The organism is Micromonospora sicca, assembly GCF_003172935.1.
GTDB classification, from domain to species: Bacteria; Actinomycetota; Actinomycetes; order Mycobacteriales; family Micromonosporaceae; genus Micromonospora; species Micromonospora sicca.
In genome coordinates, this window is sequence record NZ_QGKS01000187.1 from 62,049 (window position 1) to 87,577 (window position 25,529).

Annotated in this window: 14 protein-coding genes and 1 pseudogene; 8 read left to right on the forward strand and 7 right to left on the reverse strand. The window is 68.7% G+C overall.

Going from position 1 to position 25,529, the window contains the following annotated elements; genetic code table 11:
- Positions 1-44: 44 nt before the first annotated feature.
- Positions 45-2,861: an immunoglobulin-like domain-containing protein gene (locus DKT69_RS11450; RefSeq protein WP_109801545.1), complete on the reverse strand. Its 2,817-nt coding sequence runs from the start codon at positions 2,859-2,861 to the stop codon at positions 45-47.
- A gap of 470 nt (positions 2,862-3,331) precedes the next feature.
- Between DKT69_RS11450 and DKT69_RS11455 the strand changes: the two genes are divergently transcribed.
- The 3 genes and pseudogenes from DKT69_RS11455 (at position 3,332) to DKT69_RS11465 (ending at position 6,100) form a co-directional block, all read left to right on the forward strand.
- Complete coding sequence (locus DKT69_RS11455; RefSeq protein WP_109801546.1) at positions 3,332-3,664, forward strand: ArsR/SmtB family transcription factor; 333 nt, start codon at positions 3,332-3,334, stop codon at positions 3,662-3,664.
- Positions 3,661-4,233, forward strand: a pseudogene (locus DKT69_RS11460) (cation efflux transmembrane domain-containing protein); the annotation flags it as partial. The gene DKT69_RS11455 and the pseudogene DKT69_RS11460, both read left to right, overlap by 4 nt.
- 166 nt (positions 4,234-4,399) lie before the next feature.
- Positions 4,400-6,100, forward strand: coding sequence for an IS1634 family transposase (locus DKT69_RS11465; protein WP_109801548.1), 1,701 nt, complete (start codon positions 4,400-4,402; stop codon positions 6,098-6,100).
- 250 nt (positions 6,101-6,350) lie between these two features.
- On the opposite strand, the gene DKT69_RS11470 is transcribed toward DKT69_RS11465, so the two are convergent.
- The 6 genes from DKT69_RS11470 to DKT69_RS11505 all read right to left on the reverse strand — a co-directional run bounded on the left by DKT69_RS11470 (position 6,351) and on the right by DKT69_RS11505 (position 16,000).
- Positions 6,351-6,986, reverse strand: coding sequence for a transposase (locus tag DKT69_RS11470; protein WP_161557815.1), 636 nt, complete (start codon positions 6,984-6,986; stop codon positions 6,351-6,353).
- Positions 6,944-7,798: a transposase domain-containing protein gene (locus DKT69_RS11475; RefSeq protein WP_161557816.1), complete on the reverse strand. Its 855-nt coding sequence runs from the start codon at positions 7,796-7,798 to the stop codon at positions 6,944-6,946. The genes DKT69_RS11470 and DKT69_RS11475 overlap by 43 nt, the downstream gene beginning before the upstream one ends.
- 209 nt (positions 7,799-8,007) lie before the next feature.
- A complete protein-coding gene (locus DKT69_RS37715) occupies positions 8,008-8,841 on the reverse strand; it encodes a hypothetical protein (protein WP_146231045.1) in 834 nt (277 codons plus the stop codon).
- 7 nt (positions 8,842-8,848) lie between these two features.
- Positions 8,849-9,190 carry a transposase gene (locus tag DKT69_RS11490; RefSeq protein WP_109801553.1) on the reverse strand — a complete coding sequence of 114 codons (342 nt, stop codon included), beginning with the start codon at positions 9,188-9,190 and terminating at the stop codon, positions 8,849-8,851.
- A 10-nt stretch (positions 9,191-9,200) separates the two neighbouring features.
- The gene (locus DKT69_RS11495; protein WP_201749588.1) at positions 9,201-14,474 is read right to left on the reverse strand and encodes a PxKF domain-containing protein; all 5,274 of its coding nucleotides are present in this window, start codon (positions 14,472-14,474) and stop codon (positions 9,201-9,203) included.
- 494 nt (positions 14,475-14,968) lie between these two features.
- Positions 14,969-16,000, reverse strand: a complete 1,032-nt coding sequence (locus DKT69_RS11505; protein WP_109801555.1) for a LacI family DNA-binding transcriptional regulator — start codon at positions 15,998-16,000, stop codon at positions 14,969-14,971.
- Positions 16,001-16,323: 323 nt separating this feature from the next.
- On the opposite strand from DKT69_RS11505, the gene DKT69_RS11510 reads away from it, so the two are divergent.
- The 5 genes from DKT69_RS11510 (at position 16,324) to DKT69_RS11530 (ending at position 25,383) form a co-directional block, all read left to right on the forward strand.
- Complete coding sequence (locus DKT69_RS11510) at positions 16,324-17,622, forward strand: ABC transporter substrate-binding protein (protein ID WP_109801556.1); 1,299 nt, start codon at positions 16,324-16,326, stop codon at positions 17,620-17,622.
- 217 nt (positions 17,623-17,839) lie between these two features.
- Complete coding sequence (locus tag DKT69_RS11515) at positions 17,840-18,652, forward strand: carbohydrate ABC transporter permease (RefSeq protein WP_236647701.1); 813 nt, start codon at positions 17,840-17,842, stop codon at positions 18,650-18,652.
- A gap of 136 nt (positions 18,653-18,788) precedes the next feature.
- Positions 18,789-19,631, forward strand: a complete 843-nt coding sequence (locus DKT69_RS11520; protein WP_236647703.1) for a carbohydrate ABC transporter permease — start codon at positions 18,789-18,791, stop codon at positions 19,629-19,631.
- A gap of 8 nt (positions 19,632-19,639) precedes the next feature.
- Positions 19,640-21,625, forward strand: coding sequence for a glycoside hydrolase family 127 protein (locus tag DKT69_RS11525; RefSeq protein ID WP_109801559.1), 1,986 nt, complete (start codon positions 19,640-19,642; stop codon positions 21,623-21,625).
- 56 nt (positions 21,626-21,681) lie between these two features.
- Positions 21,682-25,383 (forward strand): OmpL47-type beta-barrel domain-containing protein, encoded by a 3,702-nt coding sequence (locus DKT69_RS11530; protein WP_236647705.1) that lies wholly within the window; start codon positions 21,682-21,684, stop codon positions 25,381-25,383.
- The last annotated feature ends 146 nt before the right edge of the window (positions 25,384-25,529 follow it).

The window sequence follows — 25,529 nt, forward strand, 5'->3', positions numbered from 1 at the left end:
GGGCGAGATCAACCGATCTCGCCCGCTCCTTGTCTGTGCTCGCGTTACCGCACCGTCAGGTTCTGGTAGTTGGCGGCGTGGGGCTGGTAGGTCGGGTTGCCGGAGTAGGCGACGTGGACCTTGTAGTTCCCGGGCGCCAGATCGGCGGTCGGCAGGGTGACGATCGCCTCGCCGTCCGCCAGCGGCACGACCTTCTCAGCACCGCCGAAGGTGACGGTGACCTCGCCGGTCGGGACGGGAGCCTCCTGGTTCTGCGCGCCCGCCGGCCCGACGGTCACGTTCAGGCTGAACGTGTCCCCGCGGACGACCGACGCCGGCGCGGCATTCGCGTGGACCGTGACGGCGGCCGGCCCGGCGGGCACATTGACCGACGCCGCGCCTTCCGACGCCTTCAGGTAGTCGAAGCCGAGGTACTCGGCCTTGACCGTCCGGGCGCCCGCGGGCAGACCCGCCGGCAGCGTGACCGTGGCCGCGCCGTCGTCCAGGTAGGCGAGCTGCGACCACGAGCCGACGCTGAACCGCACCTGACCGCCGATCTCGAACCCGTCGGCGGCCTTGACCGTGGCGGTGGCCGTGGCCGTCTGGGCCCCGCTCGCGTACGGCTGGACAGCCACCTCGGTGGTGGTCGCGACGTCGCTGTTCGGGATCTTGCGGATGTCGTTCCACTCGCGGAGGGTGAGCGGGATGACGGTGCCGTGGCGCGGACGGACGACACCCGCGTTGATCATCGTGATCGACTTGGCGTTCCAGGTCGGGGCCTCGATGTTCTCGTGGCACGCGGCCTGGTATCCACCGCCGTTCGTGTAGCGGTCACCCCAGAGGTAGAACTGGTTGGGGCAGGAGGTGTCACCGGGGTTGGCCTTGAAGATGACAGGCCCCTCATAGCCCTGGTTGGCAACCCAGGTCGTGCGGCCCAGAGCCGGAGCGACCAGCTGCCAGTTGTCGATGTTGCTGTCCACGAAGTCGGTGTTCTTCTCCGAGAAGATGTCCGAGCCCTGGTTGCCGGCCTCGTTCTTGGTCACCCGGTAGTAGTAGTCACCGACCTTGATCGCGGTGGTGTCGATCCGCGACTTGGGAGCCGGGTTCTGCCAGACCTTGGGAGCGGAGAACGTCTTGAAGTCGCGCGTCGTGGCGTACCACATCTGCGCGTTCCCCTGACCGGTGCGGTTCACCGGGTCGTTCCACAGCGACTGCGCCCAGAAGACGACGTAGGCGCCGATCTCGTCGACCCACAGCGACTCGGGTGCGAAGGCGTTGCCCGCGTTGTCGGGCGCGACCTTCACGTGCCGCTGAGGAGTCCAGTGCACGAGGTCGTGCGACTCGAACACCTCGATGTACTGGGTGTCGTTGATGGCGTATCCGCCCTGGTCGTACCAGTTCAGGTCGGTGGCGATCATGTAGTACGTGTCGCCGTCGGGCGAGCGGACGATGTGCGGGTCGCGGAGGCCCTGGTCGCCCAGCTGAGAGATGAGCGACGGCTGGCCTCCGGTCAGACCGGTCCAGTCCAGAGCGGTGTTCCCGTTGGACGTGGCGAACATGATCTGCTCGCCGTCGGCGATTCCCTCACCCTTGAAGTAGCCCATGAAGTACCGCTCGTATCCCTCGGTGCGGGGCATGGCGGTGATGGTCACCGGAAACGACTTCGTCTGCGAGGTTGACCCCTTGGTGATGGTCGCCGTCAGGGTCGCGGCGACATCCGGACGGCCGAAGGCCGGGCGGGTCACCTTACCGGTCGGGGTGACGAGGTCGCTGGTCGACTTCCAGGTGATCGTGGAGCCGAACTCGCCCTTGGCCGGGAGGTTGATGTTTCCGCGTACGTCGTTGGTGCCGTACAGGGTGAGGTCGAGCTTGTCCCGGTCGACCGCCTGCGCGTCGTCGAACTCGGCCTTCACCACGACGGGGATCTCCCGGGTGATGACCTCGTTGGCGCCCTTTCGGACGGTCGCCGTGAGCGTGGCCCTCGCGTCCGGCTGCCCCTGCGCCGGGCGGGTGATCCGGCCGGTCACCGCGACCTTGCGGGCGCTGGCGACGGCCGGCGGGGTGTAGACCGCGACGACCGACGGGTCCGAACTCGTCCACGTGATGGTCGAGCCCGCCACGGAGCCCACCTTGGGCAGGGTGATGTCGCGTACGATCGCACTGGTCAGGCCGAGGTCGATGGCCTCGGCGTCGGCGCGGACGCCCGTGGAGACGGTCTTCTCCGCCAGGGCGAGGGTCTCGTCGACGCTCACCGCCCGGTCGTAGACCCGGAAGTCCCGCAGCGTCCCGCGGAACGAGTAGTGGCCCGACGTCTGCGAGCGAGCCAGGAAGTTGCAGTTGGTCCCCGCGGCGTTCACCGACGGCGGCGTGGTCAGGTTCGTCGACGTCGCGTGCAGCACGCCGTCGACGTAGAGCCTGCCGGTCCAGCTCGTGCCGTTCGCGTTCAGCGACTGGGTGTAGGTGACGTGCGTCCACGCCCCCTCGGGCATGCGGACGCGGTTCTGCTGGAGGTTCGCCGAACCCACCGCGACGCGGAACCGCTGGGTGTTCGACGCGAAGATGGAGCCCTGGGCGCCGGTGTCGGCGTCGCACGAGCCGGACTTCGCGCCGAAGCTCCACATCTGGTGCTCGCCGACGTTCGCCGGGTCGATCCACACGTCGTAGTCGACGGTGAGGTTCGACATGCCGGCGGTGATGTCCTTCGGCAGCGCCACGTACGCACCGTTGAGGGCGGTCTCGTAGGAGTCGGGGTTGAACCTGACTCCCTTCCCGGTCAAGGTCGCCTTCCCCGGATTCACCAGCGTGGCGTTCGCCGCCGAGCCCGCGCTGCCCGAGTTGACCAGCGTCGTCCCGCTGGTCTCGTCGAGGGCGAAGTGGTGCACCAGACCATCGTTGAGCGTGTCCCCGGCCGCGTGCGAGGGCGTCGGTGCGAACGAGACCGAGAGAAGCGCGCCCAGGGCCAGGCCCGCGACACCTCTACCCTTCCGACTCAGCCTGTGACCCGACCTTTGCTGTCGCAATCTCAATTGATACTCCTTGCAGGGGTGCCAGCCCGCTGGGGGGAAGAGGTTTGTTAACGCTAACAATGGCGGCGCTACAGGGTCAACGAGACGATGCGGTGCCACCAAGCGCCAACCGGGCTGGAGGTGATGGTCGTTTGGCGCGATCCGTGTGACCGACGTGTGCCCATCACCGCTCCCGCACGGCTCGACCAATCCAGGTCTACGCGGGCCATTCCCAACATCCCGGGTCAAAGCGCTGTCACTGGACGAACATCCCCGTAGCCCGCTCTCAGGTCACCGGCACATCCCGACGCCTCTCTCCGTACAGTGGACGATGTACTGTCCGTGGCGTGGAGACATCGCTGCACGGACAGGTGCTGGCCCGCTTCGGCCACGCTCTGTCCGACCCGACGCGAACCCGGCTGCTGCTGGCGCTCCGGAACGGGCCGGGCTATCCGGCGGAGCTGGCCGAGCTGCTGGGCACGACCCGGCAGAACCTGTCGAACCACCTGTCCTGCCTGCGCGGCTGTGGCCTGGTGGTCGCGGTGCCGCAGGGCCGCCGCACCCGCTACGAGTTGGCCGACGCCCGGCTGGCGCACGCCCTGACCGACCTGCTCGGCCTCGTCCTGGCGGTCGACCCGGCCGCGTGCCCGGACTCCGCCGAGAAGGGCTGCTGCCGATGAATCGCCCCCTGATCGACCTGGCTCCCGCGGGGCCGTCGCCGGCGCGCCGCCAGGTGCTCGCCCGCCGGGTACGGCTGCTGGTCGCCGCCACCATCACCTACAACGTCATCGAGGCCGTGGTGGCGATCACGGCCGGCACCATCGCCTCGTCGACCGCGCTGATCGGCTTCGGCCTCGACTCGATCATCGAGGTGTCGTCGGCGGCGGCGCTGGCGTGGCAGTTCGCCTCCCGGGATCCAGAGGCCCGGGAAAAGATCGCCCTGCGCATCATCGCGGTCTCGTTCTTCGCCCTCGCCGCCTACGTCACCGTAGAGTCGGTACGCGCGCTGGTCGGCGGCGCCGAGGCCGAACACTCCCGCGTCGGCCTGGTGCTCGCCGCGCTGTCGCTGGCGATCACGCCAGTGCTGTCGTACGCCCAGCGCCGCACCGGCCGGGAACTCGGCTCCCGCTCGGCCGTCGCCGACTCCAAGCAGACCCTGCTGTGTACGTACCTGTCCGGGGTCCTGCTCGTCGGTCTCGGGGTGAACAGCCTGTTCGGCTGGTCCTGGGCCGATCCGCTCGCCTGCGTTCCGCAGGTTCGCGTCGATATAGTCGGCTCTCGGGCCTGAAGGTGCAGGTCAGGGCGCTGCGGACTGGTGGGAACGGCGAAAACCCCTAGTGACACGCCTGGCCGAGGTTGGCCTTTGTCTAGCTGGGGATTTATCTGGGCGTCATAGTCGGCGTACGGTGTGGCGCGTGTACGTGAAGGCGTCGACCCGTAAGACCCGTGATGGGCAGACGATCCGCTACCTGCAGCTGGCCCACAATGAGTGGGATCCGGTGGCGAAGGCGTCCAAGACGCGGGTGCTGTACTCGTTCGGCCGCGAGGACCAGCTCGACGTCGCCGGGGTCCGCCGCCTGGTCGATGCGCTGTCACGGCTGCTGGACCCGGCCGACGCCCTGGCCGCGGCGGCGCCGGCGGGGTTGTCGTTCGTCGAGTCACGGCCGCTGGGCGGGGCGTGGCTGCTCGACGGCCTGTGGCGGTGGCTGCGCATCGACAAGATCCTGCAGCCGCTGGTGGGTTCCGCCCGCCGCGAGGTCGACGTGGAACGGGTGCTGTTCGCGCTGGTCGCGAACCGGGCCCTGGCGCCGTCGTCGAAGCTGGCCGCGTCCGAGTGGGTCTGCCGGGACGTGCACCTGCCCGGCCTGCCGCACGTCACCGACGATGCCTGCTACCGGGCGATGGACCAGCTCATCGAGGTGGAGCCCGCGCTGACCCGGGCCGTCTACGACCAGATCGCCGACCTGCTCAACCTGGAAGTCGACCTGCTGTTCTTCGACACGACCAGCACCTACTTCGAACTCGACGAGGCCGACGAGCCGCTGTGGCGCGACGACAAGGGCACGGTCGTGGCCGAAGGCGACCCGGTGGCGGTCAAGCAGGCCGGGTTCCGCACTCACGGCAAGAGCAAGGACTCCCGCGACGACCTGCCCCAAGTCGTGGTCGGCATGGCCGTCACCCGCACCGGCATCCCGGTGCGGGTGTGGTGCTGGCCGGGCAACACCAGCGACTCGGCGCTGATCCGCCAGGTCAAGACCGACATGCGCGAGTGGAGCCTCGCCCGCGTCGTCTGGGTCGCCGACCGCGGCTTCGCCTCCGCCGAGAACCGAAGGTTCCTGCAGCAGGGCGCGGGCGGCTACATCCTTGGTGAGAAGCTGCGCGCCGGCACCGCCGAGGCCGACGCCGCCCTGGCCCGGCAGGGCCGCTACGCCACCGTCGCCGACAACCTGCAGGTCAAGGAAGTCAACATCGGCGCCGACGACCGGTTCGTGATCTGCTTCAACCCCGACGCCGCGCAGCGTGACGCCGCCGTGCGTGAACGGCTGATCGCCCAGCTCACCGACAAGATCGACGGTTCGGACACGCTGAGCGCCACGAAACGCGCCGAGCTGCGCGGGGTGATCTCCACCAAGCCTGGCCTGAACCGCTACCTCCGTGTCACCCCCGGTGGGCTGCTGCGCATCGACGCCGCCGCAGTCAAGGCCGAGCAGCGCCTGGACGGCAAGTACCTGCTGCGCTGCTCCGACCCCAAGCTCTCCGCCGAGGACATCGCCCTGGGCTACAAGCAGCTCCTCGAGGTCGAACGCGGCTGGCGCGACATGAAGACCACCCTCGACCTGCGGCCGGTGTTCCACCGCCGCGAAGACCGCATCCGCGCCCACATCCTGCTCTGCTGGCTGGCGCTGCTGCTCATCCGCGTCGCCGAAACCGGCACCGGCCACACCTGGACCAAGATCCGCGCAGACGTCGAGCGGCTGCACGTCGGCGTGTTCACCGGCCCCGCCGGCACCTTCTGCCAGCGCACCGAGCTGTCCCAACCGCAGAAGGCCCTGTTCGCCAAGCTGAAGATCACCGAGCCGCCCCGCGTCATCAACGCGACACCCGCAACCGCCTGACCAGCACGAACACCACAGCCTAGTGACACGCCATGCCACCGGGCCTGCCGACGTTTGCCCAGCTCAAGCCCCATATTCGCGGACTATATCGAAGCGAAGCTGCGGAACGCAGGGAACACGATGATCAGGATTCAGGCGGCGTTTACACGACGAGCGTCGGGTCGGCGGCGGTGGCATGCCGTAGCAGGCCGTCCACCGGTACGCGGATTGCCTGATGGTCTGCGAGGCACTGACCTAAACTTTGGCCGTTTTAGTAGTTTTGGGTAATTCTGGCGGAGTGATAGTTATCCCGTACGTGACGTCGCGGGTACGTTCTGTTTCGCGTTGGGCGGGTGTGCGGGGGTCCGTTGCGTTGCCGGTCGTGGCGGTTGAGGGGTTGGCCGGCGATGGCGGTGATCAGTGCGGTGGTGGGGTCGGGGTCGAGGTGTCCACAGTTGACGCAGGGGCCGCGGTCGGCGGTGAGGAGGTTGCGGGTCAGGGCGAGCACGGTGGTGAAGCTGACCTGGTCGGGGTCGACGTTCAGGTCGATCGCGGTGGTCACGGTGAGGCGTACGAGGGCGTTGTAGACCGTGAGCAGGGCCCAAAGTTCCTGGTAGGCCAGTTCCGGGGTCTGCCCGCGCAGGCGGGTGCCGGGCTCACGGAGCGTGACCTTCAACCGCGCGTAGGTCAGTTCGATCTGCCAGCGTTCGGCGTAGAGCGCGGCGATCTGGTCGGCGGGGTAGCGGCGGTGGTCGAGCAGGGTGGTCAACACCCGGTACCGGCTGGTCTTGATCGGTCGGCCGCTGCGGTCTCGGCTGGTCACGGTGAACTCGACCAGCCGGGCGAGCACCGGTTGCAGCCGGGTCAGGCTCTTGTCGCCACCGGCTTTACGGCACCGAGCGAGCATCTGGTCGGACTCGTGCAGCATGACCCACGCGGAGGCGTCGGGCAGCGTCCGGTCCAGACGGGCGGGCAGGCTCTCCGGGCGCCGTTCTTGACCCGCCACACCAGGTGCGCCCCGGTCGCGGTGGCCCGGATCCAGCGGTCCATCGAGAAGAACCCGCGATCGGCGAGGTTGATCGTGTCCGGCCGCAGCTTGCTGATCAGAGAGTCGGCCAGGGCCTGTTCGCTGACACCGGACGAGGCGATCCGGGCCGCGAGTAGCCACCGGTTGCCACAGGCCACCAACGCGACCATCCGCGCCTGCGGGAACCGGCCCTTGGTCGGGGTGGTGAACCCGGCCCGCATCTCGGCCGTGTCGGCCAGGTCGAACACCGTGCCGTCGATCGCGGTCACCAGCAGGCCGAACGCGTACGACTCGGCCCCCACCGGCGGCGCGTCGGCTGCGGCGGCCAGGAACAGCTGTTCCCACACCGCGGCCGGCACCCGAGCCCGGGCCTTGGACACCGCCGACCCGCTCGGCACGCCCTCCACCCGGACCCGCGGGATCCGCTCGGTCACCCGAGCGGTCACCACACCGACGCTCTCCCGCCGGAACAGGCACAACCCGAGCACGATCATCGCGGTGACCGCGCCGGTCAGCACCCGCCGCCGACCATCGACATGCCCCACCTCGGCCTGCGCCCGCCCGATCAGCTCCGGACCGGCCAGCACCGGCCACAACCAGCCGGCCACCCGCTCATCCAGCACGCCGAACCCGGCCGGGCCGGCGAGCACCGCCGCCCGCAACGCCTCCCGCTGGTCAGCGGGCTGATGCACCAGGCCAGCAGACACCATGGCAGAATCCGCCACCGAAGCTCCTGATTGAACATGTTGATCTAGTCAATCCATGTCCTATCAGGAGCTTCTTTGCATCCCGCGCCCGACCCACACCCCAACCGAAAACGGGACTATTGATCACCAAACGGCCTTGAGTTTAGGTCAGTGGTCTGCGAGGTAGGCGGCAATAACGTCATTGAGCGCCGTTGTCATGTCGACGCCTCCGTCTGGGGACGGTTCCCCTCACCGCTGGACGATTCGTCATGTGCGACGCGGTCGCCGGTGATGAGTCGCTGGTCGGTGTCGGCGAGCGTGTCGTCCAGGGAGGATGTAGCGGTTCCGGGTGCGGCCCGGGCGGTTGTCCACCCGGATGACGTCGGGGAACCGGGACACGGCACCGGGGTCTTCACCTCGGTGGTGTACACGAGCTGGACCTTGTGTGCGGTGGCGACCGCTCGTTGGAGGCCGACGAGGCTGCCGTGTGAGGCACGGCCGATCGGGTTGTCGAGCAGCAGCACCCTCCCCGAGCGATCCCGGCGTCCGGCGTTGACGGCGCGCAGTGCCGCGATCGTGCAGTAGAGCGCGACGCAGACGGTCAGCTTCTCTCCGCCGGACCACTTGCCGACCGGGGTGATGTCCTCGGTGGTGGGCACGAGGTCCAGGGCGGGTTTAAGGACCTTGACGGTGAAACCGGGGTTCCGGCTGCCTCGTGGACGGCGTCCTTGAGCAGCGGCAGTCCTTCCGGTTTGACGCCATCGGCGATGCGCCGCTCCAATGCGGTTGACGTAGGTGCGGAGGTCCGCGTCGCTGGCAGGTGGCTCGAAGGAAACTCGGAGCATCTGCTTCCCGGCCCAGCCTCCGGTCTTCGTCGCCACTCGCGAGTACCGTTCGGCCTTGCGCAAGGTGTGGAGGGTGTTCGAGACGAGGCGGGCGAGGGAGTCGGCCACGATCGCCTGGTCCTTGGCGATGTCGGCGAGTTCCCCGTCGATCATGTCCGCGCGCAGCCTGAGCTGCTTGGCCAGCGTTCCCGCGTGCTGCGCCAAGCCTTAATCATGCTCGAGCTCGTCGATCCGCCACCACGCCAGGCGGGGCCCCTTGCCACCGGCGCCCCAGCTGCACCCCTCCCAGGCCGGGGCGGGGGCCGCCGCGGCCAGTTCGCCAGCGCGGGCGCTGGGTCGCTAACTGCACCTCCGCCGGTACAGCGGCTTCGGTCCACCGGGCATCATCGGCGCACCAGCCTTGCGGCAGATACAACTCCCGGTCGACCAAGGTGCGCCCCTGTCGGCCGGCGTAGGCCAGGAACACCCCGAGCTGGCAGTTCTCTGTGCGGCAGCTGGGGTAGCTGCGGGGACGGCAGCGGAGGGACTGCGCGTGCAGCCCCTCCGCGTGCAGTTGTCGACCGTTACTTTAGGTTGAACAGGGCGGTGAGGCTGGACCCGTCACGTGCCGTGGCGGTGACCGTGTAGCAGGCGCCGGGTGTGGCCGGCGTCTTCCAGTTGTAGACGAACTGGCCCGCGGTCGAGTCGTACCTCAGTGACGTAGCACCGCTGGTGACCGCCTCGATGTCGTTCGTCGCGGCACCGCTGCTGCAGGTGACCTGCTTGGTGCTGATCGTCACGAGCGAGGGGTCGGTCAGCTCGGTGGTGTTCGAGAAGATCTCGAACTTCAAGGGCACGGTGCTGCCACCCTTGACCGTGTTGACCACGCCGTCCATGTGGACCGGGTCGTCGAAGCCCTTCAGCGTCCACGGCAGCACCGTGTACGTCTGCGTGGCCGTGCCCACGTTGCCGGCGGCGTCGGTCGCCGTGGCGGTGAGGGTGTGCGTGCCGACGTCGGTGCGGTAGCCGCTGACCACGCAGCCCGCGCGCCCGGAGACCGCATCGCTCGCGGTGCACGTGGGGGCGGGCGGGACCGAGCCGAAGTAGACGATGCCGATTGTGGCGTCGATCTTCGCCGTCGGTGCCACCGTGTCGACCTTGACCGTGGCGGCCTTCGTCTCCTCGACATTGCCGCTGTCGTCGGTCGAGCGGAACTCCACCCGGTGGCTGCCCTGCTGGTCGACCGTGACCGGAGTGCCCGGGTAGGCCGTCCACTCACCGCCGTCCAGCCGGTACTCCGTCCTGGCCACGGCGAACGCATCCTTCGCGGACAGCGTGAAGGACGGGAGCGTCGTGTACCAGCCGTTGGTGCCGTTCGGCGCTGCCGGCGACCAGGCCAGGGTCGTCGCCGGAGCCTCCTTGTCGTCGCCGACGGTGAGGGTCAGCGTCGTCTTCGTCGTGCCGGCCTCGCTGACGTAGTCGGGCAGGTCCAGGTCGCCAACGATGGTGTAGCGGCCGGCCGTGTCGACCACGCTGCGGTCGAAGTGCCAGTCGACGCCGATGGCCTGGTTGTCACGGGAGCCGTCGTTGTAGGAGACCTCCACCTTGTCGGGCAGGTAGGGCAGCTCGCCCACCTTCACCTTCTGCGCGAACGTCTCGGCGCCCTGGATCGAGATGCCGTGCTCGGCGGTCTCCGGACGGACGTAGATCCGGGCCTCGGCGACCAGGCCGTAGACGTCGTTCGTCCCGTAGACCACGAACGGGTCGACGTTGGGCTCCGCCACCATGTCGGGCGTGATCTCCTGCCACCTGAACTCGACCTTGTCGCGGGCACCGCTCGCAAAGGTCGCGTCGAGCTTGCTGGGCAGGGTCGGCACCTGGCCCACGGTGGTCCGCATGAGCACCGGCGAGCGCACCGAGTCGACGGTCTCGCCGTTGGCGCGCCAGCGCAGCACGCCCGTGCCCGCGCCGCTGCCCTGGACACCCCAGATGCGGATGCGCAGTTGGCTGGTCTTGATGGGTTGGAAGTTGAAGTGGTTGTAGGCGTTGACGGCCAACCCGTCGGCGTACGTCGACCCGTTGGTGAGGGTGACCGGCGTCCAGGTGGTGCCGTCCTCGGAGGTCTCGATGGCGTACGTCGTGGCCGTCGGCCGGCGGGTGCCGCCGTTGTCGTCGTACCAGTAGATGTCGGTCGACGACAGCCGCACCGGCGAGTTCCAGGTGTACTGGATCCACGCCGCCCGGGCGAGGCTGGTGCCGTTCTGCTGCTGGCCCCAGTTGCCCCAACCGTTGCCGGTCCCCGGGTTCGAGCTGCTCGGTGTGCCGGGGTCGTTGACCCGGTTGTGGTTCTCCCACGACGCGGTGCCGCTCGTGGTGACCGTCGCCGACGCGCCGAACTCCGCCGTGACCTCGCGCTTGGTGAGGGTCACGGGCACCGTGACCTCGGAGCGCTTGTCGCCGTCGTTGGCGAAGAACCGGAACACGTAGTCACCGGGTACGGTGCCGGTCACCTTGGTGGCCTGGGCGTGCTGGTCGGAGTAGATGACGCTGGCGCCCGACGGCGCGGAGACGGTCTCCCAGCCGACGGTGAGCTCGCTGTCGTACGGGACACCGTCGTCGGTGGCCGTACCGACCAGACGGGTGGACACGTTGCCGTCCGCGGAGGTGTCGCGGCTGGCGGTGACCACGGGCGCCTGGTTGGCCACGGGCGGCACCTCGCGGCCGGAGTTGAACACCTGGATCTCGGAGATCGCGGTGTAGTAGGACGGGCTGTTCGTGAACGCGATCCGCAGCTTGTCCGACGTCACGGTCTTGAACAACGCCTCGTTGAACTTCGGCGCCGAGGCGGCCGGGTTCTTGAACTGGTCCGGCAACGCCTTCCAGCCGCCGTGGCCGTCGGGCACCTGGACCCACCAGCGCGCCGGCTCGTGGTAGCCGCCGGCCTGACGGTCGCTGACGAAGGTCGCCTTCACGTTGTCGAAGGACTTGGCCGACTGCAGGTCGAGTTCGATGTAGCCGTTCTTGTCGGTGGTGCCGTAGTTGCCCCAGTACGGCTCGTTGGCGGTCACGCCGTCGGTCACCGCGGACAGTGACACCGGCCGCTCGGTCTCGGCGATCGCGCCCGGCGTGTAGTTCATCGAGGTGGTGCTCCAGCCGGGCGTGTGGAGCTGCCGCCACGGCGTGGGCCGCGCGCCCTGCTGGGTGTACGAGGAGCTGAGCTTGGCGCCGGTCGCCAGGTTGGGCGCGTCCTCGGTGAGGTCGATGCCGGCCGTCTTGAGGTAGGAGACGACCCGGGCGTCCTTGATCGGGGTGTCCACCGCGCTCGGGAACGTGGTCTTGCTCGTCGCGGTGAAGGTGACGGCCACGCCGTCCTCAGCCTGGACCTCGTTGGTGTTCGGGTCGTAGGTGAGCTTGCCGAGCGCGTTGGTGCTGACCTTCTTCTCGCCGTCCAGGAACAGGCTGTACCCGGCGCCGAGCCCGTACTTGCTGCCGTCCGGGTCCCAGACGATCGTGACGTCGTGCCCGTGGTAGCGCAGGTTGTTGGCCATGAAGTGGTCGTAGCCGAACTTGATCGGCCACAGCTCGATCTTGTCGTCGGAGCGCGGCTGGAGGCCCGCCATGTCCTCGACGAAGATGTAGTTCATGTTCCCGAGCATCACGTGGTTCGGGTTGTTGCGGTTGTAGGTCTTCGTGGTCGGGTTCCAGTTGGAGTAGTACTCCGCCTGGTTCGGCACGCGAAGGTCCGCGCCCGGGTAGACGCTCCAGGCCATCCAGTCCAGCAGCCGCTTGGCGTACGCCGGAGTGATGTACTTCTGCTGCGGGTCGTAGTGGCGCAGGGCGGAACGAACGCCGCGGTACTGCACGGCGAAGTTGATGTTGGAGAAGTTGTTGGAGCCGCCGATCCCATAGGCCGCGCGGTCGTACTGGTTGGCGGTGTAGAACGGGAAGATCGGGAAGTTGTCGCCGTAGGTGAGGAAGCGGAACCCGTCGACGTAGTTCTGCCACTGGTCGAACGGGATGAGATCCTCGGCGTAGACGTCGTAGAGGTTCGACTCCTTGGCCGGGATCAGGGCACGGGCCGACGCGGGCAACGGGTTGGCCTTGCCGTTGGAGCTGGCCGCACTGGTGGCTCCGTAGGATGTGCGAGCCAGGAACATCCGCATGTCGGAGCTCCACAGCTGGCTGAGGATCGCGTCGCGGGTGCCGTTGGCGGCGGTGGCCATCTCGTCGACCTTGGCCTGGTCAGCGCCCGAGATCTGGTAAAGCTGCCGGGCGGCGTCGAGGGCGCCCCACACGTACGCCGACTCGGGGCGTTCGATCGTGCGCGCGCCGGGGGCGCCGGCATTGGCCTTCGGGAAGCCGAACGAGATGGCATCGGCGTCGTTGCCCGGCATGTAGTTGGTGTCGTAGGCGATGAGCTTGTTCTTGTTGCCGTCGTAGTGCTCGAGCTGACCGACGCCGTCGCCCTCGAAGTAGTGCGCGAACCTGCCGGCGATCTCCTTGCCCCCGCCATGCACGTTGTAGGCCTCGAGCCCGGCGGTGCCGATGTACTGCGAGTAGTGGTTGTTCCAGCTGGTGTGACCGGGGCTGTCGAGGAACGCCGAAGAACCGGACAGCTCGCCGATGTTGAGGACCTGGCCGTACGGCAGGTAGGGCGTACGCAGCCACTTGGTGTCCTGCAGGTGCATCGGCTGGGTCAGCGCGATAGCGTTCTGGTAGAGGTTCGCCCCCTCGACGGTCGTGGGGTACTGGTAGGCGTAGCCGGGTGCGTTGGCGTCGAGGCTGTTGTAGCGCTCGCCCCACCAGCGGTAGACGATGGCCTTCTCGATGGCGGGATCGGGGACGTCGATGTAGGGGATGTCCTGGGCCCATTGGCGGTTGAACTCGGTGATGCCGGTGCGCACGGCCTGGGCCGGCGGCATCGCGGCGTACTCCTGATAGCTCTCGACCGTCTTGCGCAGCGTGGCCGACGAGACGGCGCCGACGACCGACAGCGACACCGAGCCGCCGGCGGGCACGGTGATCTGGCGGTCGAGGTTGGCACCGCTACGGGTGAAGCCGGCGCCGGTGAGGTCGATCGTGACGGTGTTCCACGGGGTGTCGACGAGGCCGTTGTTGGCGCCACTGGTGATGGTGCGGGTGCCGGTGAGCTCGGCCCCGCCGTCGCCGGCCTGGGTCGCCAGTGGTGAGTCGGCGCGGACGGTGAACGTCGCCGCCGAGCCGCCGGGGTTGGTGAAGTCGATGGCGGTGACTGCGACGTTGTCGTAGGTGATGAACTTCGTCAGATCGGCGGTGACTCCGGTAGCGCCGATCGTGTAGCGGCCTTTGGCGTGGCTCGGCGCGTTGAACCGGTTCGCGTTGACCTCGGTGACCGTCTGCCCGGGCACGGTGACCGTGTACAGGTTGCCGAGGTTGTTGGGGCCGCCGACGTAGGTGCTGCCGGCGAAGCCCATGGTGGTGAAGTTGTTGTTGCTCGCGCCGCGCATGTACAGGGAGCGGCCCCTGGTCATCAGCACCGCCGACCCGAGGGTCCCCCGCACACCCAGCACGCGGTCGAGGTAGTAGTCGGTGCCGCCGGCCGCGAGATCCTTGTCGAAGATCGACTGGTGCATGCTCGTCGCGGTGAACGGCACACCGGGCGCGAGCTGCGCAGCAACCTCGCCGACGTTGGTGTAGACCGGGTCCCCGATCTCCATGACGTGGCTCTGCCCGTTGGTGTAGAGCCCGACGTCGCCTTCGTTGCCCGGCAGGATCGGAGTGTCGGCGTGCGCCGCGGACGGCAGGCCGACCACTCCTCCCACCACCAGCGCGGCCACGGTCGACCAGACGGGCACTCTCCTCACGCATCTACTGATCATGCTCTATCTCCTTGGTGGCGGTGCGGATGGACGGTGGCCGGCAGGTGTCCTGGTAGCCGTCTGGCCCGGATGTCGAGCAACGGCGACCGGCACGCGATCCGCGATCCGCGGCGACCGGTCTCCGACGACATCAACTCGATCAGCCTGTGGACCTCGCCGTGTGCGCGCCGCCGGTCGGCCCGGAAGCCGCCCGGTGACGCGCACCTCGGCCAGGCCGAGCGGCCGCAGGGCGCCGCGGGACAGGTGGCCGGCCAGTCGCCGGTGGGGTCGGAAGCTGACATGCGTCACCTCCTGCTGGGTTCGCGTGACCCCGGTCACTAGCGCCCACCTTGGCTTACGAAAACCTTTTCGGCAAGATGTCAGCCGAGGTCAATTCGAGCGCGACGACCGGACGGCCGACGAATGACACCGAAAGGGTTTCGGACGGGCCGGTGGGGACAGCAAGGGCACCCGGGCCGGTCGAGGGATACCGGCCGACGAGGGGAAGCCTCAGCTCACCGGCGGGCCACCGTAGAGCCACGGATGACCAGACGAGGCGCTTGGGTGTGCACGCCCTTGCCCATCTCCTCACCGTCAAGGGCGGCGAACACCCGCTGGGCCGCGGACCGGCCAAGCAGCTGCAGGTTCGGGTCGATGCTGGTCAGCTCCGGCCGGGAGTTGGTAACCATCTCGTCCCAGTTGTCGAACCCTATGACGGCGATGTCGCCCGGCACCTTTCGCCCCTGGTCACGCGCAGTGTCCAACGCTCCCCTGGCGATCTGGTCCGAGCCGCACAGGACTGCGTCGATGTCCGGGTACCGCTCGAGCAGCACCGCAGTTGCGTCACGACCCCAGCGCTCCGACCACTCCGAGTACATCACCTCGCCGACCAGTTCCAGCCCGGCGGCGTCGAGCGCCGCCAGTGCGCCGGTGACCCGGTCCTGCGCGGCCGCGTAAGAGGGGTCACCGGTCACGTGCGCGATGCGGCTCCGCCCGCAGCTGATCAGGTGCTCGACGGCGAGTCTCCCCGCCGCCACGTTGTCGGGGACGAGCGACAGGTCCTCCGGGTCGTCGGACGGAGCGTAGACGTACACGACCGGGACCGGGAGGTCGTGGCCGACGGAGGGACGCGAGTCGGTCCGACTCCCCACCACGATCAGACCGTCGACCCGCCGACTCAACAGCGCCTTGAGCTGGTGCTGCTCGCGGATCGTGTCTCCGCGCGCGTCACACAGGAAGACGTTCACGCGGCCCGCACCGAAGGCGTCCTCGGCGCCCATGAGGATGGGGATGACGAACCGGCCCTGGAGGTCGCTGGTGAGCAGACCGACGGTTCCGGTGCGCCCCACCAGCAAGCCCTGCGCAAGCGTGTTGGGGACGAAGGACAGCTGCTCGGCCGCCTGGAGCACGCGCGCCCGAGTGCGCGCGGCAACCTGACTGCGTCCGTTGAGGGCCTTCGACGCCGTGGCCACCGAGACGCCGGCCAGCCGTGCCACCTCCGTCAGGGTCACCGCCTTCCTGCCGCCGACATGGTCCTTGCCAGCCATGCGCTCTCCTCCATCGTTCCGGCCCCATGGTTCGCCGTAGGGCCGATCCCTGCGTCAAGACGCCGCACCAAGTGCTTGACGAGGGTGACGTCGGCCACTATTTTACACGAAACAGAAAAGGGTTTCGGTCTTTTCACAAAGCAAGCGTCAGTCACCCCCTGTCACGCGATCCTCCGACCACGACGGAGACCCGGACGCATTCCTGGGCCGCGACCCGTACCGGCGTCGACCTATCACCGAAAAAGCACCACGGCAAGGCTCTCACCACACCACCACCGGGGCCGTGCAGCGGCTCCCGCTCAACGATGGGCAGAGGAGTAGCGATGAAAACATTCCACCGGCGAGGCGGTCTGCGTACCGTCATGGCAGTCGGCCTCAGTGCGGCGGTCCTCGCGCTGGCCGCGTGTGGCGGCGGGAGCGACGCGGCGCCGGGAGCAGCGGTCAGCGTCGGCCCGGACGGAACCGACGACGGCAGCCAGCTGACGCTGTGGACGCGAGCCCCCGTGGAAAAGCAGGCCAAGCTTCTGGTCGAGGCCTACAACAAGAGCCACAAGAACCAGGTCACCCTCACCGTCGTCCCCAACGACGACTACGTCGCCAAGGTGGGGGCCGCAGCAGGGTCGAAGGGCCTGCCGGACCTGTTCGCCGCCGACATCGTCTATGTGCCGAACTGGGTGAAGCAGGGCCTGTTCCGGGACATCAGCGCCAACGTCGACGGGCTGAGCTTCAAGGACTCGATCAACAAGGGTCACCTCGGCGCTGGCACCGTCGACGGCAAGGAGCACGTCCTGCCGTTCGTGCTGGACCTGTCGATGCTCTTCTGGAACAAGGCGCTGTTCAAGGAAGCAGGGCTCGACCCGGACAAGGCGCCCGCCACCCTCGAGGAGTACGCCGCCGACGCCAAGAAGATCCAGGCCCTGGGCAAGAAGGACGTGTACGGCACCGCGACCGGGCTCAACTGCGGGGGATGCCTCGTCTTCACCTGGTTCCCCACCGTCTGGGCCGCGGGCGGCCAGGTGATGAACGGCGACGGTACGCAGGCCAACTTCACCAGCGACCAGAGCAAGAAGGTCTTCGACACCTGGCGCGACCTCTGGAAGTCCGGGGCCGTTCTGCCGTCGTCGAAGGACGAAACCGGCGCCACCTGGACCGCGGGGTTCACCGAGGGCAAGGTGGGCCTGATGTTCTACCCGGCCACGCTGCTGTCGTCGACCAAGTTCGACGTTGGCGTGGCGGGTATCCCGGGACCCGGCGGCGGGGCGTCCACCTTCGTCGGCGGCGACGGCCTCGGCATCTCCAAGGACTCCAAGAAGGCCGCACAGGCCTGGAACTTCCTCAACTGGATGATGTCGGAGGAGGCTCAGGTCGAGGTCTTGGCCAAGGACAACGACGTGGTCTCCCGCGGGGACCTGGCCAGCAACAAGTACGCCGTCAAGGACCCACGGCTGGTGACCATCAACGAGGTGGCCGGCAAGGGTCAGACGCCCGTCGCGATGAACTTCCAACAGGCGTACAACGCCACGAACAGCCCGTGGCTCAGCCTGGTCCGCGACTCCGTCCTCGGCGAGGGCACCAAGCTGCAGTCGAGCAACGAGCAGGTCACGTCGGTGCTGTCCCAGTAGTCCACCCGCCCTGGTGCCGGACTCGGTCGTCGAGCGGCCGGGTCCGGCAGCGGGCTGATCCACTCCCCCGCGCCGTGCACGTCTCTTGGAGGGCCGCGCCGTGAGTATGTCCTTGATGTCCGGCCGAGCCAGACGCTTTCGCCGACGCTCGAGCGCGGCATCACCCGCACGACGCGGTGAGGCCGTCAAGGGATGGCTCTACGTCTCGCCGACCGCGGTGTTCGTAGCGGTCTTGTTCATCCTGCCGCTGCTGCTGGTGGTCCGGATGTCGCTCTCGCGCTGGCCGCTGCTCACCGGCGACCAGGGCGTCAACGCCCCGGACAACTACACCAAGGTTCTCGACAACCGCTTCTTTGCCGACTCGGTCGTCTTCACACTCAAGTACACTGTCCTGGCCACCGCCCTGCTCATCGCGCTCGGCCTGGGCCTGGCCCTGCTGGTGCAGGAGTCCAGCCGTTGGAAGGGCCTGCTGCGGGCGTCGTTCCTCATCCCCAGCGCCCTTGGGCTCGCCTCCGCGTCCCTGCTGTTCTACGTGCTCTACTCGCCGATCGCCGGGCCGGCCGCGGACCTCATGGAGAAGCTCGGCTGGACGTTTCTCGGCAGCCCCAACGCCGCCCTGTTCTCCACGGTGTTCCTCATCGTCTGGCGTTTCGCCGGCTTCTACATGCTCCTGATGCTGGTAGGCCTACAAGGCATCCCCGCTGAGCTCTACGAGGCGGCGCGGATCGACGGCGCGTCCCGGTGGCAGATCTTTCGTCGGATCACCCTTCCGCTGCTGAGGCCGACGCTGGCGCTGACCACCATCATGTGCGTCACCGGCTCCCTGCTGGCCTTCGAGCAGTTCTACATCCTCACCAAGGGCGGCCCGGACAACAGCACCATCACCGTCGTCCAGCTCATCTACACGATGGCCTTCCAGGGACAGAACGACCTGGGAGTGGCCGCCGCGCTGTCGGTCATCGCCCTCATCGCCCTGGTCGTCATCAATGCGGTGCAGCTACGGGCCTTCCACAACCCGGACGAGAAGTGAGAGCGACATGAGCACCCACGCATCAACGCCCGCCAGCGCTCACGCCGCGAAGAACCCGGGCACCGGCTTGTCCGACCGTTCCTCGGCGAGCGACGGCGCCGCCATCGGGAAGGCGACACCGGCACGTCCTGGTCCGGTGCGCCGTCCCCCCACGACAACCATCGGTGGCCTGGTCCTACGTACGCCGTACTGGATCTTCACCGGGGGTCTGGCCATCATCTTCCTGTTTCCGCTGGCCTGGACGGCGGTCGCGTCCGTCTCGCCGCACGCGGGCACCAACCAGACCGACGGGTGGGGCTTCGGCAACTACCGCACGCTGGCCGACTATCAGGCCGGCATCTGGCAGTACCTCGCCAACTCGGCGTTCGTCTCCCTGACCACGGTCGTCCTCACGCTGGCGATCTCCCTGCTGGGCGGGTACGCGTTCGCACGGTTCAACTTCCCCGGCAAGAACGTCCTGTTCCTGACCACTCTGGCGATCCTCATGGTCCCCTACGCGACGATGCTGATCCCGCTCTACGTCCTTCTGAACCAGCTGAGTCTGCAGGATTCGCTCATCGGCGTGGCCCTGGTCCTGACGATGTTCCAGCTGCCGTTCTCCACCTTCATGATGCGGATCTCTTTCGAGGCCATCCCTCGCGAGCTGGACGAGGCGGCCCTCGTCGACGGCTGCTCCTCCTGGACGGCGCTGTGGCGGGTGCTACTGCCGGCGGTCAAGCCCGGTCTGATCACCGTCGGTCTCTTCGCCTTCCTGACGGCCTGGAACGATTTCATGGCACCCCTGATCCTGATCAATGACTCGAACAGGTTCACCCTCCCGCTGGCCGTCTCCAACCTGCGCGTCCAGGTGCAGGGAGTCATCGACTATGGGGCCACGGAAGCCGGAGTCGTGGTGCTGGCCATGCCCTGCATCGTCCTGTTCCTGCTTCTGCAACGTCACTACGTCCGCGGCTTCATGTCCGGCGCCTTCAAAGGATGAACCCCACGATGACGATCACAGACCCAAGGACTACCCAGCGTCGGGCCAGGCTCGTCCCCGCCGCCCCCACGACCGGGCGACTGCGTCCGCTCGGCTTGGACGAGGTCCGCATCACCGGGGGTTTCTGGGCCCAGCGCCAGTCGGTGAACAGCGAGCGCACTCTGGCGCACATCGGTCACTGGCTCGAACGTGAAGGCTGGATCGGGAACTTCGAGCTCGCTGCCACCGGCCCCCTGCCCGAGGGCCGGCGCGGGCGCGAGTTCTCCGACTCGGAGATCTACAAGTACCTTGAGGCGCTGGCCTGGGAGATCGGCCGCACCGGTGACAACGACCTGGAAGCCGCCTTCCGGGACCTGGTCGGCCGGGTCGCCCGGGCCCAGGAACCCGACGGGTACCTCAACACCAACTTCGGACGGCCCGGGCAGGCACCGCGGTGGTCCGACCTGGAGTGGGGCCACGAGCTGTACTGCCTCGGCCACCTGTTCCAGGCCGCAGTGGCGCGAGCCCGCACGCGGCCGGACGCCGTCGACGGCCTGCTGGCCATCGCATGCCGCGCCGCCGACCTGCTCTGTGAGGTCTTCGGCGCCGAGGGCATCCAGAGCGTGTGCGGGCACGCCGAGATCGAAGCCGGTCTTGCGGAGCTGGCGCGCGTCACCGGCGAGCAGCGGTACCTGCGCCAGGCCGAGCTGTTCGTCGCCCGCCGCGGCACCGGCACGCTGCCCCCCATCGAGTGGGGCCAGCAGTACTTTCAGGACGACATCCCGGTGCGCCAGGCCGCAGTGCTGCGCGGCCACGCCGTCCGGGCCAACTACCTGGCGGCCGGCGCGGTCGACGTCGCGGTCGACACCGGCGACGACGAGCTTCTCTCTGCCCTGGTCACCCAGTGGGACAACACGGTGGCCCGGCGCACGTACATCACCGGCGGCCAGGGCTCCCACCACCAGGACGAAGCCTTCGGCGAGGACTGGGTGCTCCCACCGGACCGGGCCTACTCCGAGACCTGCGCCGGCATCGCCTCGATCATGTTCAGCTGGCGGCTGCTGTTGGCCCGCGGCGACACCCGCTACGGCGACCTCATCGAGCGAACGCTTTACAACGTGGTCGCCACGTCCCCCTCGGCGTCCGGGACCGCGTTCTACTACGCCAACACCCTGCACCAGCGCAGCCCTGGGGCCGTCCCCGACCCGAACTCCGCATCACTGCGCGCCGAGTCCTCCCTCCGGGCCCCCTGGTTCGAGGTTTCCTGCTGCCCCCCGAACGTCGCACGCACCTTCGCCAGCCTCGACGCGCTGGTCGCCACCGCGGATGCGCACGGCGTCCAGATCCACCAGTTCGCCAGCTGCGGCATCCAGACCCGGCTGGACAACGGGGAGCTCATCACCCTCGACGTGCAGACCGACTACCCCCGCTCCGGCTCCGTCCGCGTCACCGCGGAACGGGACGCCGCCGACCCGTGGACGCTCTCGATTCGCGTGCCACGGTGGGCCGACGGGGCCCGGCTGGTGGTGACCGGGGCGAGCGGCGACGTGAGCACCGCGTCCGTCGAGCCCGGGTGGGTCACCGTACGCCGCGTCTTCCAGGCCGGAGACGTGGTCGAGCTGGTCCTGCCGATGCGACCGCGTCTGACCCACCCCGATCCCCGCATCGACGCGGTACGCGGCAGTGTCGCCGTCGAACGGGGGCCCGAGGTCTACTGCCTCGAGTCGATCGACCTGGGCGTCGCCAGCCACGGAACCGTCACTGACGTCGCGGACGTCCGGGTCGACGCCACGGCTCCCGTCGAGGACCACGACGGCCGGCCACGGGTTCGCCTCGTCGCCCCGGTGGCGGAACCCGGGCGGGAGCTCGCCTGGCCCTACGCCGAGCGCCCCCTGGAGCCGGTGCCCTCGGCGTCGTTCGACGTCCCGCTCATCCCGTACCACGACTGGGCGGAACGGGGCCCGTCCACCATGCGCGTGTGGTTGCCACTGGCCGCACCACCTCTCGACCGGTAGTACGCCCGTGTCCAGCACCACCAATCCCCCACCGCAACAGTGAGGAGATCGGCACCGTGAACACCACCACCAGGCGCGGCGCCGCGCCACCAACCCGTGGGCCGCTGCGCCGGCTCCGCAGGGCGATCGCCGCGACGGCGGTGGCCGGACTCGTCGCCGGCGGCATGGTCGGGGTCGCCACCCCGGCCTACGCCGCCGACTCGTACACCTTCACCAACACCAGCAATCCCATCCTCGGCGACGGCAGCTACTACTCCGCCGACCCGGCACCCGTCGTCGTGCCGGCCGGCTCCCCCGGCAACGACAGCGGCAAGGACCAGCTCTACATATACACGGGCCACGACCAGGCCGGGCCGTCCACCAACGACTTCATCATGAACGAGTGGGGCGCGTTCCGGACCACCGATGTCGCGTCCGGGCAGTGGACGCACTTTCCGTCGCTGGCGCGCCCGGAAACGGTCTTCAGCTGGGCCACCCCGGGACGCGCGTACGCGGGCCAGGTGGTCCAGGGAGTGGACGGGCGCTACTACTGGTACGCCCCCGTCTATGAGCGGAACAGCCCGGCGGCCGACAAGTTCGCCATCGGCCTGGCCGTCTCCGACAGTCCGACCGGACCGTGGAGCGACTATGTGGGCTCGCCGCTGATCTCCCAGCGGGTGCCCACGACCAACAACATCCAGAACATCGACCCGACGATCCTCATCGACGGTGCGGCCCCCAACCAGCGGGTGTACGTCTACTGGGGCACGTTCGGCCAGCTGCGGATGCTCGAGCTCGGGCAGGACATGAAGACGCCGGTCGGCACCCAGCGCTCCATCACCGGCCTGAGCGGCTACTTCGAGGCCCCCTGGATCTTCAAGCGGAACGGCACCTACTACCTGGCGTACGCCGGGAACAACGCCGGCCCGACCTCGCCATGCACCCCGGCGAACTACCACGCCTGCATCGCCTATGCGACGGCGTCGTCGCCCACGGGGCCGTGGACCTACCGAGGGACCATCCTTCGGCCGGTCTCCTCGACGACGAGCCACCCGGGCATCCTGGAGTTCAACGGCCAGTGGTACCTGACGTACCACACCGCCGACGCCGTGGGCGGCGGGCACTTCCGCCGGTCGGTTGCCATCGACCGGGTCGAGTGGGACGACACGCTGACCCCGCCGCGGATGAAGCTCGTCACGCCGACGCCGGTCAAGGGACGGGACCTCTCGCCCCGGCCGAACATCGCCCAGGAGGCGAAGGTCACCGTCTCCAACGAGCCGGTGCCCACCCAGTACTGGGTGAAGGCGCTCAACGACGAGATCGTCCGGTCGAACCCGCTGCCGCCGGACATGTGGGGGACCTGGACCGGCAACAACCCACCGCAGCAGTGGGTGCAGTACACCTGGGACCAGCCGATGCGGATCTCCGGCTCGCAGATCGACTTTTGGAACGACCAGGCCCAGGGCACTGGCGTCGGGGTCGCGGCACCCGCCCGCTGGCGCATCCAGTACTGGAACCTCGCCACCGGCCAGTGGGCCGACGTGCCGAACCCGAGCGGCTACCCGACCAGCACGCAGGGCTTCCAGAACACCACGTTCGACCCGGTGACCACCACGCAGGTCCGGGCGATCTTCGACGCGTCGACCAACGGCAGCACCTACTCGGCCGTCGCGGTCGAGGAGTGGAAGATCCTCGCCACCCAGCCGCAGTCCGTCACGCCACCACCGATGACGGTCGAGGTGGGCGAGACGGAGCTACCCGGCACTGTGCCGGTGTCGTTCGGCAGCGAAACGTTGCAGGTGCCGGTCTTCTGGGACCCGGTGACGACGGAGCAGTTTGCCAGCCCCGGTACGTTCACCATCCACGGCACGGTGCTCGGCTATGCCGCCGAACGCGTCTCCGCGCAGGTCACCGTCATCTCACCCGGTGACACCGAGGGCGACGCGACGGCGCCGACCCTGACACTCACGCCCACGGGCAGCGCCGGCGCCGCCGGCTGGTTCCGCTCCGCCGTGCGGGTGCGCGTCGCCGGTGTCGACGACCGTGGCGGCCGGGTGACCATCGAGTCGCGGGTGGACGCCGGCGAGCCGGCCGTCGCCACCGGCGTGCGGTACGCCGACGTCACCGTCTCCGGAGACGGACAGCACACGGTCACGGCAACGGCGACCGACCGCGCGGGCAACGTCTCGGCGGCCAAGAGCCTCGCCGTACGGATCGACGCCACCGCGCCGGTCAGCACGGCCACCCTGGACAGCGCCACCCGCAAGGTGACGGTGACCGCGGCCGACGCGACCTCCGGGGTCGCCCGCATCGAGTACTCCATCGACACCGGGGAGTGGACGAGCTACACCGACCCGATCGCGGCACCGGACGCTAACAAGCACACCGTGTCGTTCCGCGCGATCGACGCGGCGGGGAACCTGGAGACCGCCAGGACGGTCACCATTCCCGCAGACCTGTCCGGGCCGCTCAGCGGCAACATCGCGCCGGTGGCGACCCCGTCCGCCTCCTACACCGCCGGTTGGAACAGCCTTACCGCGCTCAACGACGGGGCCGACCCGACGAACCCGAGCCAGGCGCAGATCTGGGGTACCTGGTCGGGCGACCGTCCGGCCACTCAGTGGGTCCAGTACGACTGGTCGCGCCCCGTGCGGATCACCGGGACGGAGCTGAAGTTCTGGCGGGACTCCAACCGCGGCAGCGGCGACGGCGTCGCCGAGCCCGACGGGTGGGTGCTGCAGTACTGGGACGAGGCCACCTCCGGCTGGCGCGACGTGACCGGCGCATCCAGCTATGGCACGAGCACCACCGCGTTCAACACCGTCACCTTCAACCCGGTGACCACGCCCCGTGTGCGGGCCACCATCAGGGCCAACGGCAACGGCACCACCTACTCCGCGGTCGCGATCACGGACTGGCGGGTCTTCGCCGACGATCCGGGCGACACGGTGCCCCCGACGACGACGGTGGCCTGGTCGCCGGCGCAGCCCGAGGGCAACCAGGGGTGGTACACGACGGTTCCGTCCTTCACGCTCACCGCGAAGGACACGTTCGGCGTGGCCGGCACCCAGTACCGGCTCGACGGCGGTGAGTGGACGACCTACGCCGGAACGCCGGTCCCGGTCGACCAGCAGGGCACCCACCAGGTGGAGTTCCGCTCGACCGACCGGCGCGGCAACGTCGAGGAGCCGAAGTCGGCGACGGTCAAGGTCGACACCGTCGCCCCGACGGCGACGTTCGATTCCACCATCGGTGTCGTGTACTTCGGCGCGGTACCGCCCGCTCCCACCTGCAGCGCGAGCGACGCCACCTCCGGTGCGGCGGGCTGCGTGGTCAGCGGTTACAGCACCGCGGTCGGGACGCACACCGTCACGGCGACGGCGACCGACGCGGCAGGCAACACGAGCACGGCCACCCAGACGTACACGGTGATGCCGTGGACCGCGAAGGGCTTCTACCAGCCGGTGCACATGGACGGTGTGCTCAACACGGTCAAGGCCGGCAGCACCGTGCCCCTGAAGTTCGAGCTGTTCGCGGCCAACGAGATCAGCGAGACCAGCGCCGTGACCATGACCGCGAAGGAGGTCACCTGCTCCACGTCGGCCGGCACGGCGGACATCGAGATCACCGGCTCCGGCGCCACCGCCCTGCGCTACGACACCGCCGCCGGGCAGTTCGTCTACAACTGGAAGGCACCCACCACGCCCGGCACCTGCTACGCGGTCACCGCCACCGCAGATGACGGAACCGGCCTCACCGCCCTGTTCGAACTCCGATGACGGCGAGCTGACACGCGCGGAGGCGCTGCTCCTGGCAGCCCCTCCGCCGCTGTTACGCCGAGGCAACCTACGGAACGATCACCAAGAACGGCCCCAGGCGTTCTCCTGACAGCATGCGCCGCCGGCCGCCCGGGTGGGCGGCCGGC

What these genes read in the sequence shown, in the direction of transcription:
- DKT69_RS11525 (WP_109801559.1), top strand. Translation starts at nt 19,640, where the DNA reads ATGACGATCACAGACCCAAGGACTACCCAGCGTCGGGCCAGGCTCGTC.
- DKT69_RS11495 (WP_201749588.1), bottom strand. Translation starts at nt 14,474, where the DNA reads ATGATCAGTAGATGCGTGAGGAGAGTGCCCGTCTGGTCGACCGTGGCC.
- DKT69_RS11510 (WP_109801556.1), top strand. Translation starts at nt 16,324, where the DNA reads ATGAAAACATTCCACCGGCGAGGCGGTCTGCGTACCGTCATGGCAGTC.
- DKT69_RS11470 (WP_161557815.1), bottom strand. Translation starts at nt 6,986, where the DNA reads ATGCTCGCTCGGTGCCGTAAAGCCGGTGGCGACAAGAGCCTGACCCGG.
- DKT69_RS11505 (WP_109801555.1), bottom strand. Translation starts at nt 16,000, where the DNA reads ATGGCTGGCAAGGACCATGTCGGCGGCAGGAAGGCGGTGACCCTGACG.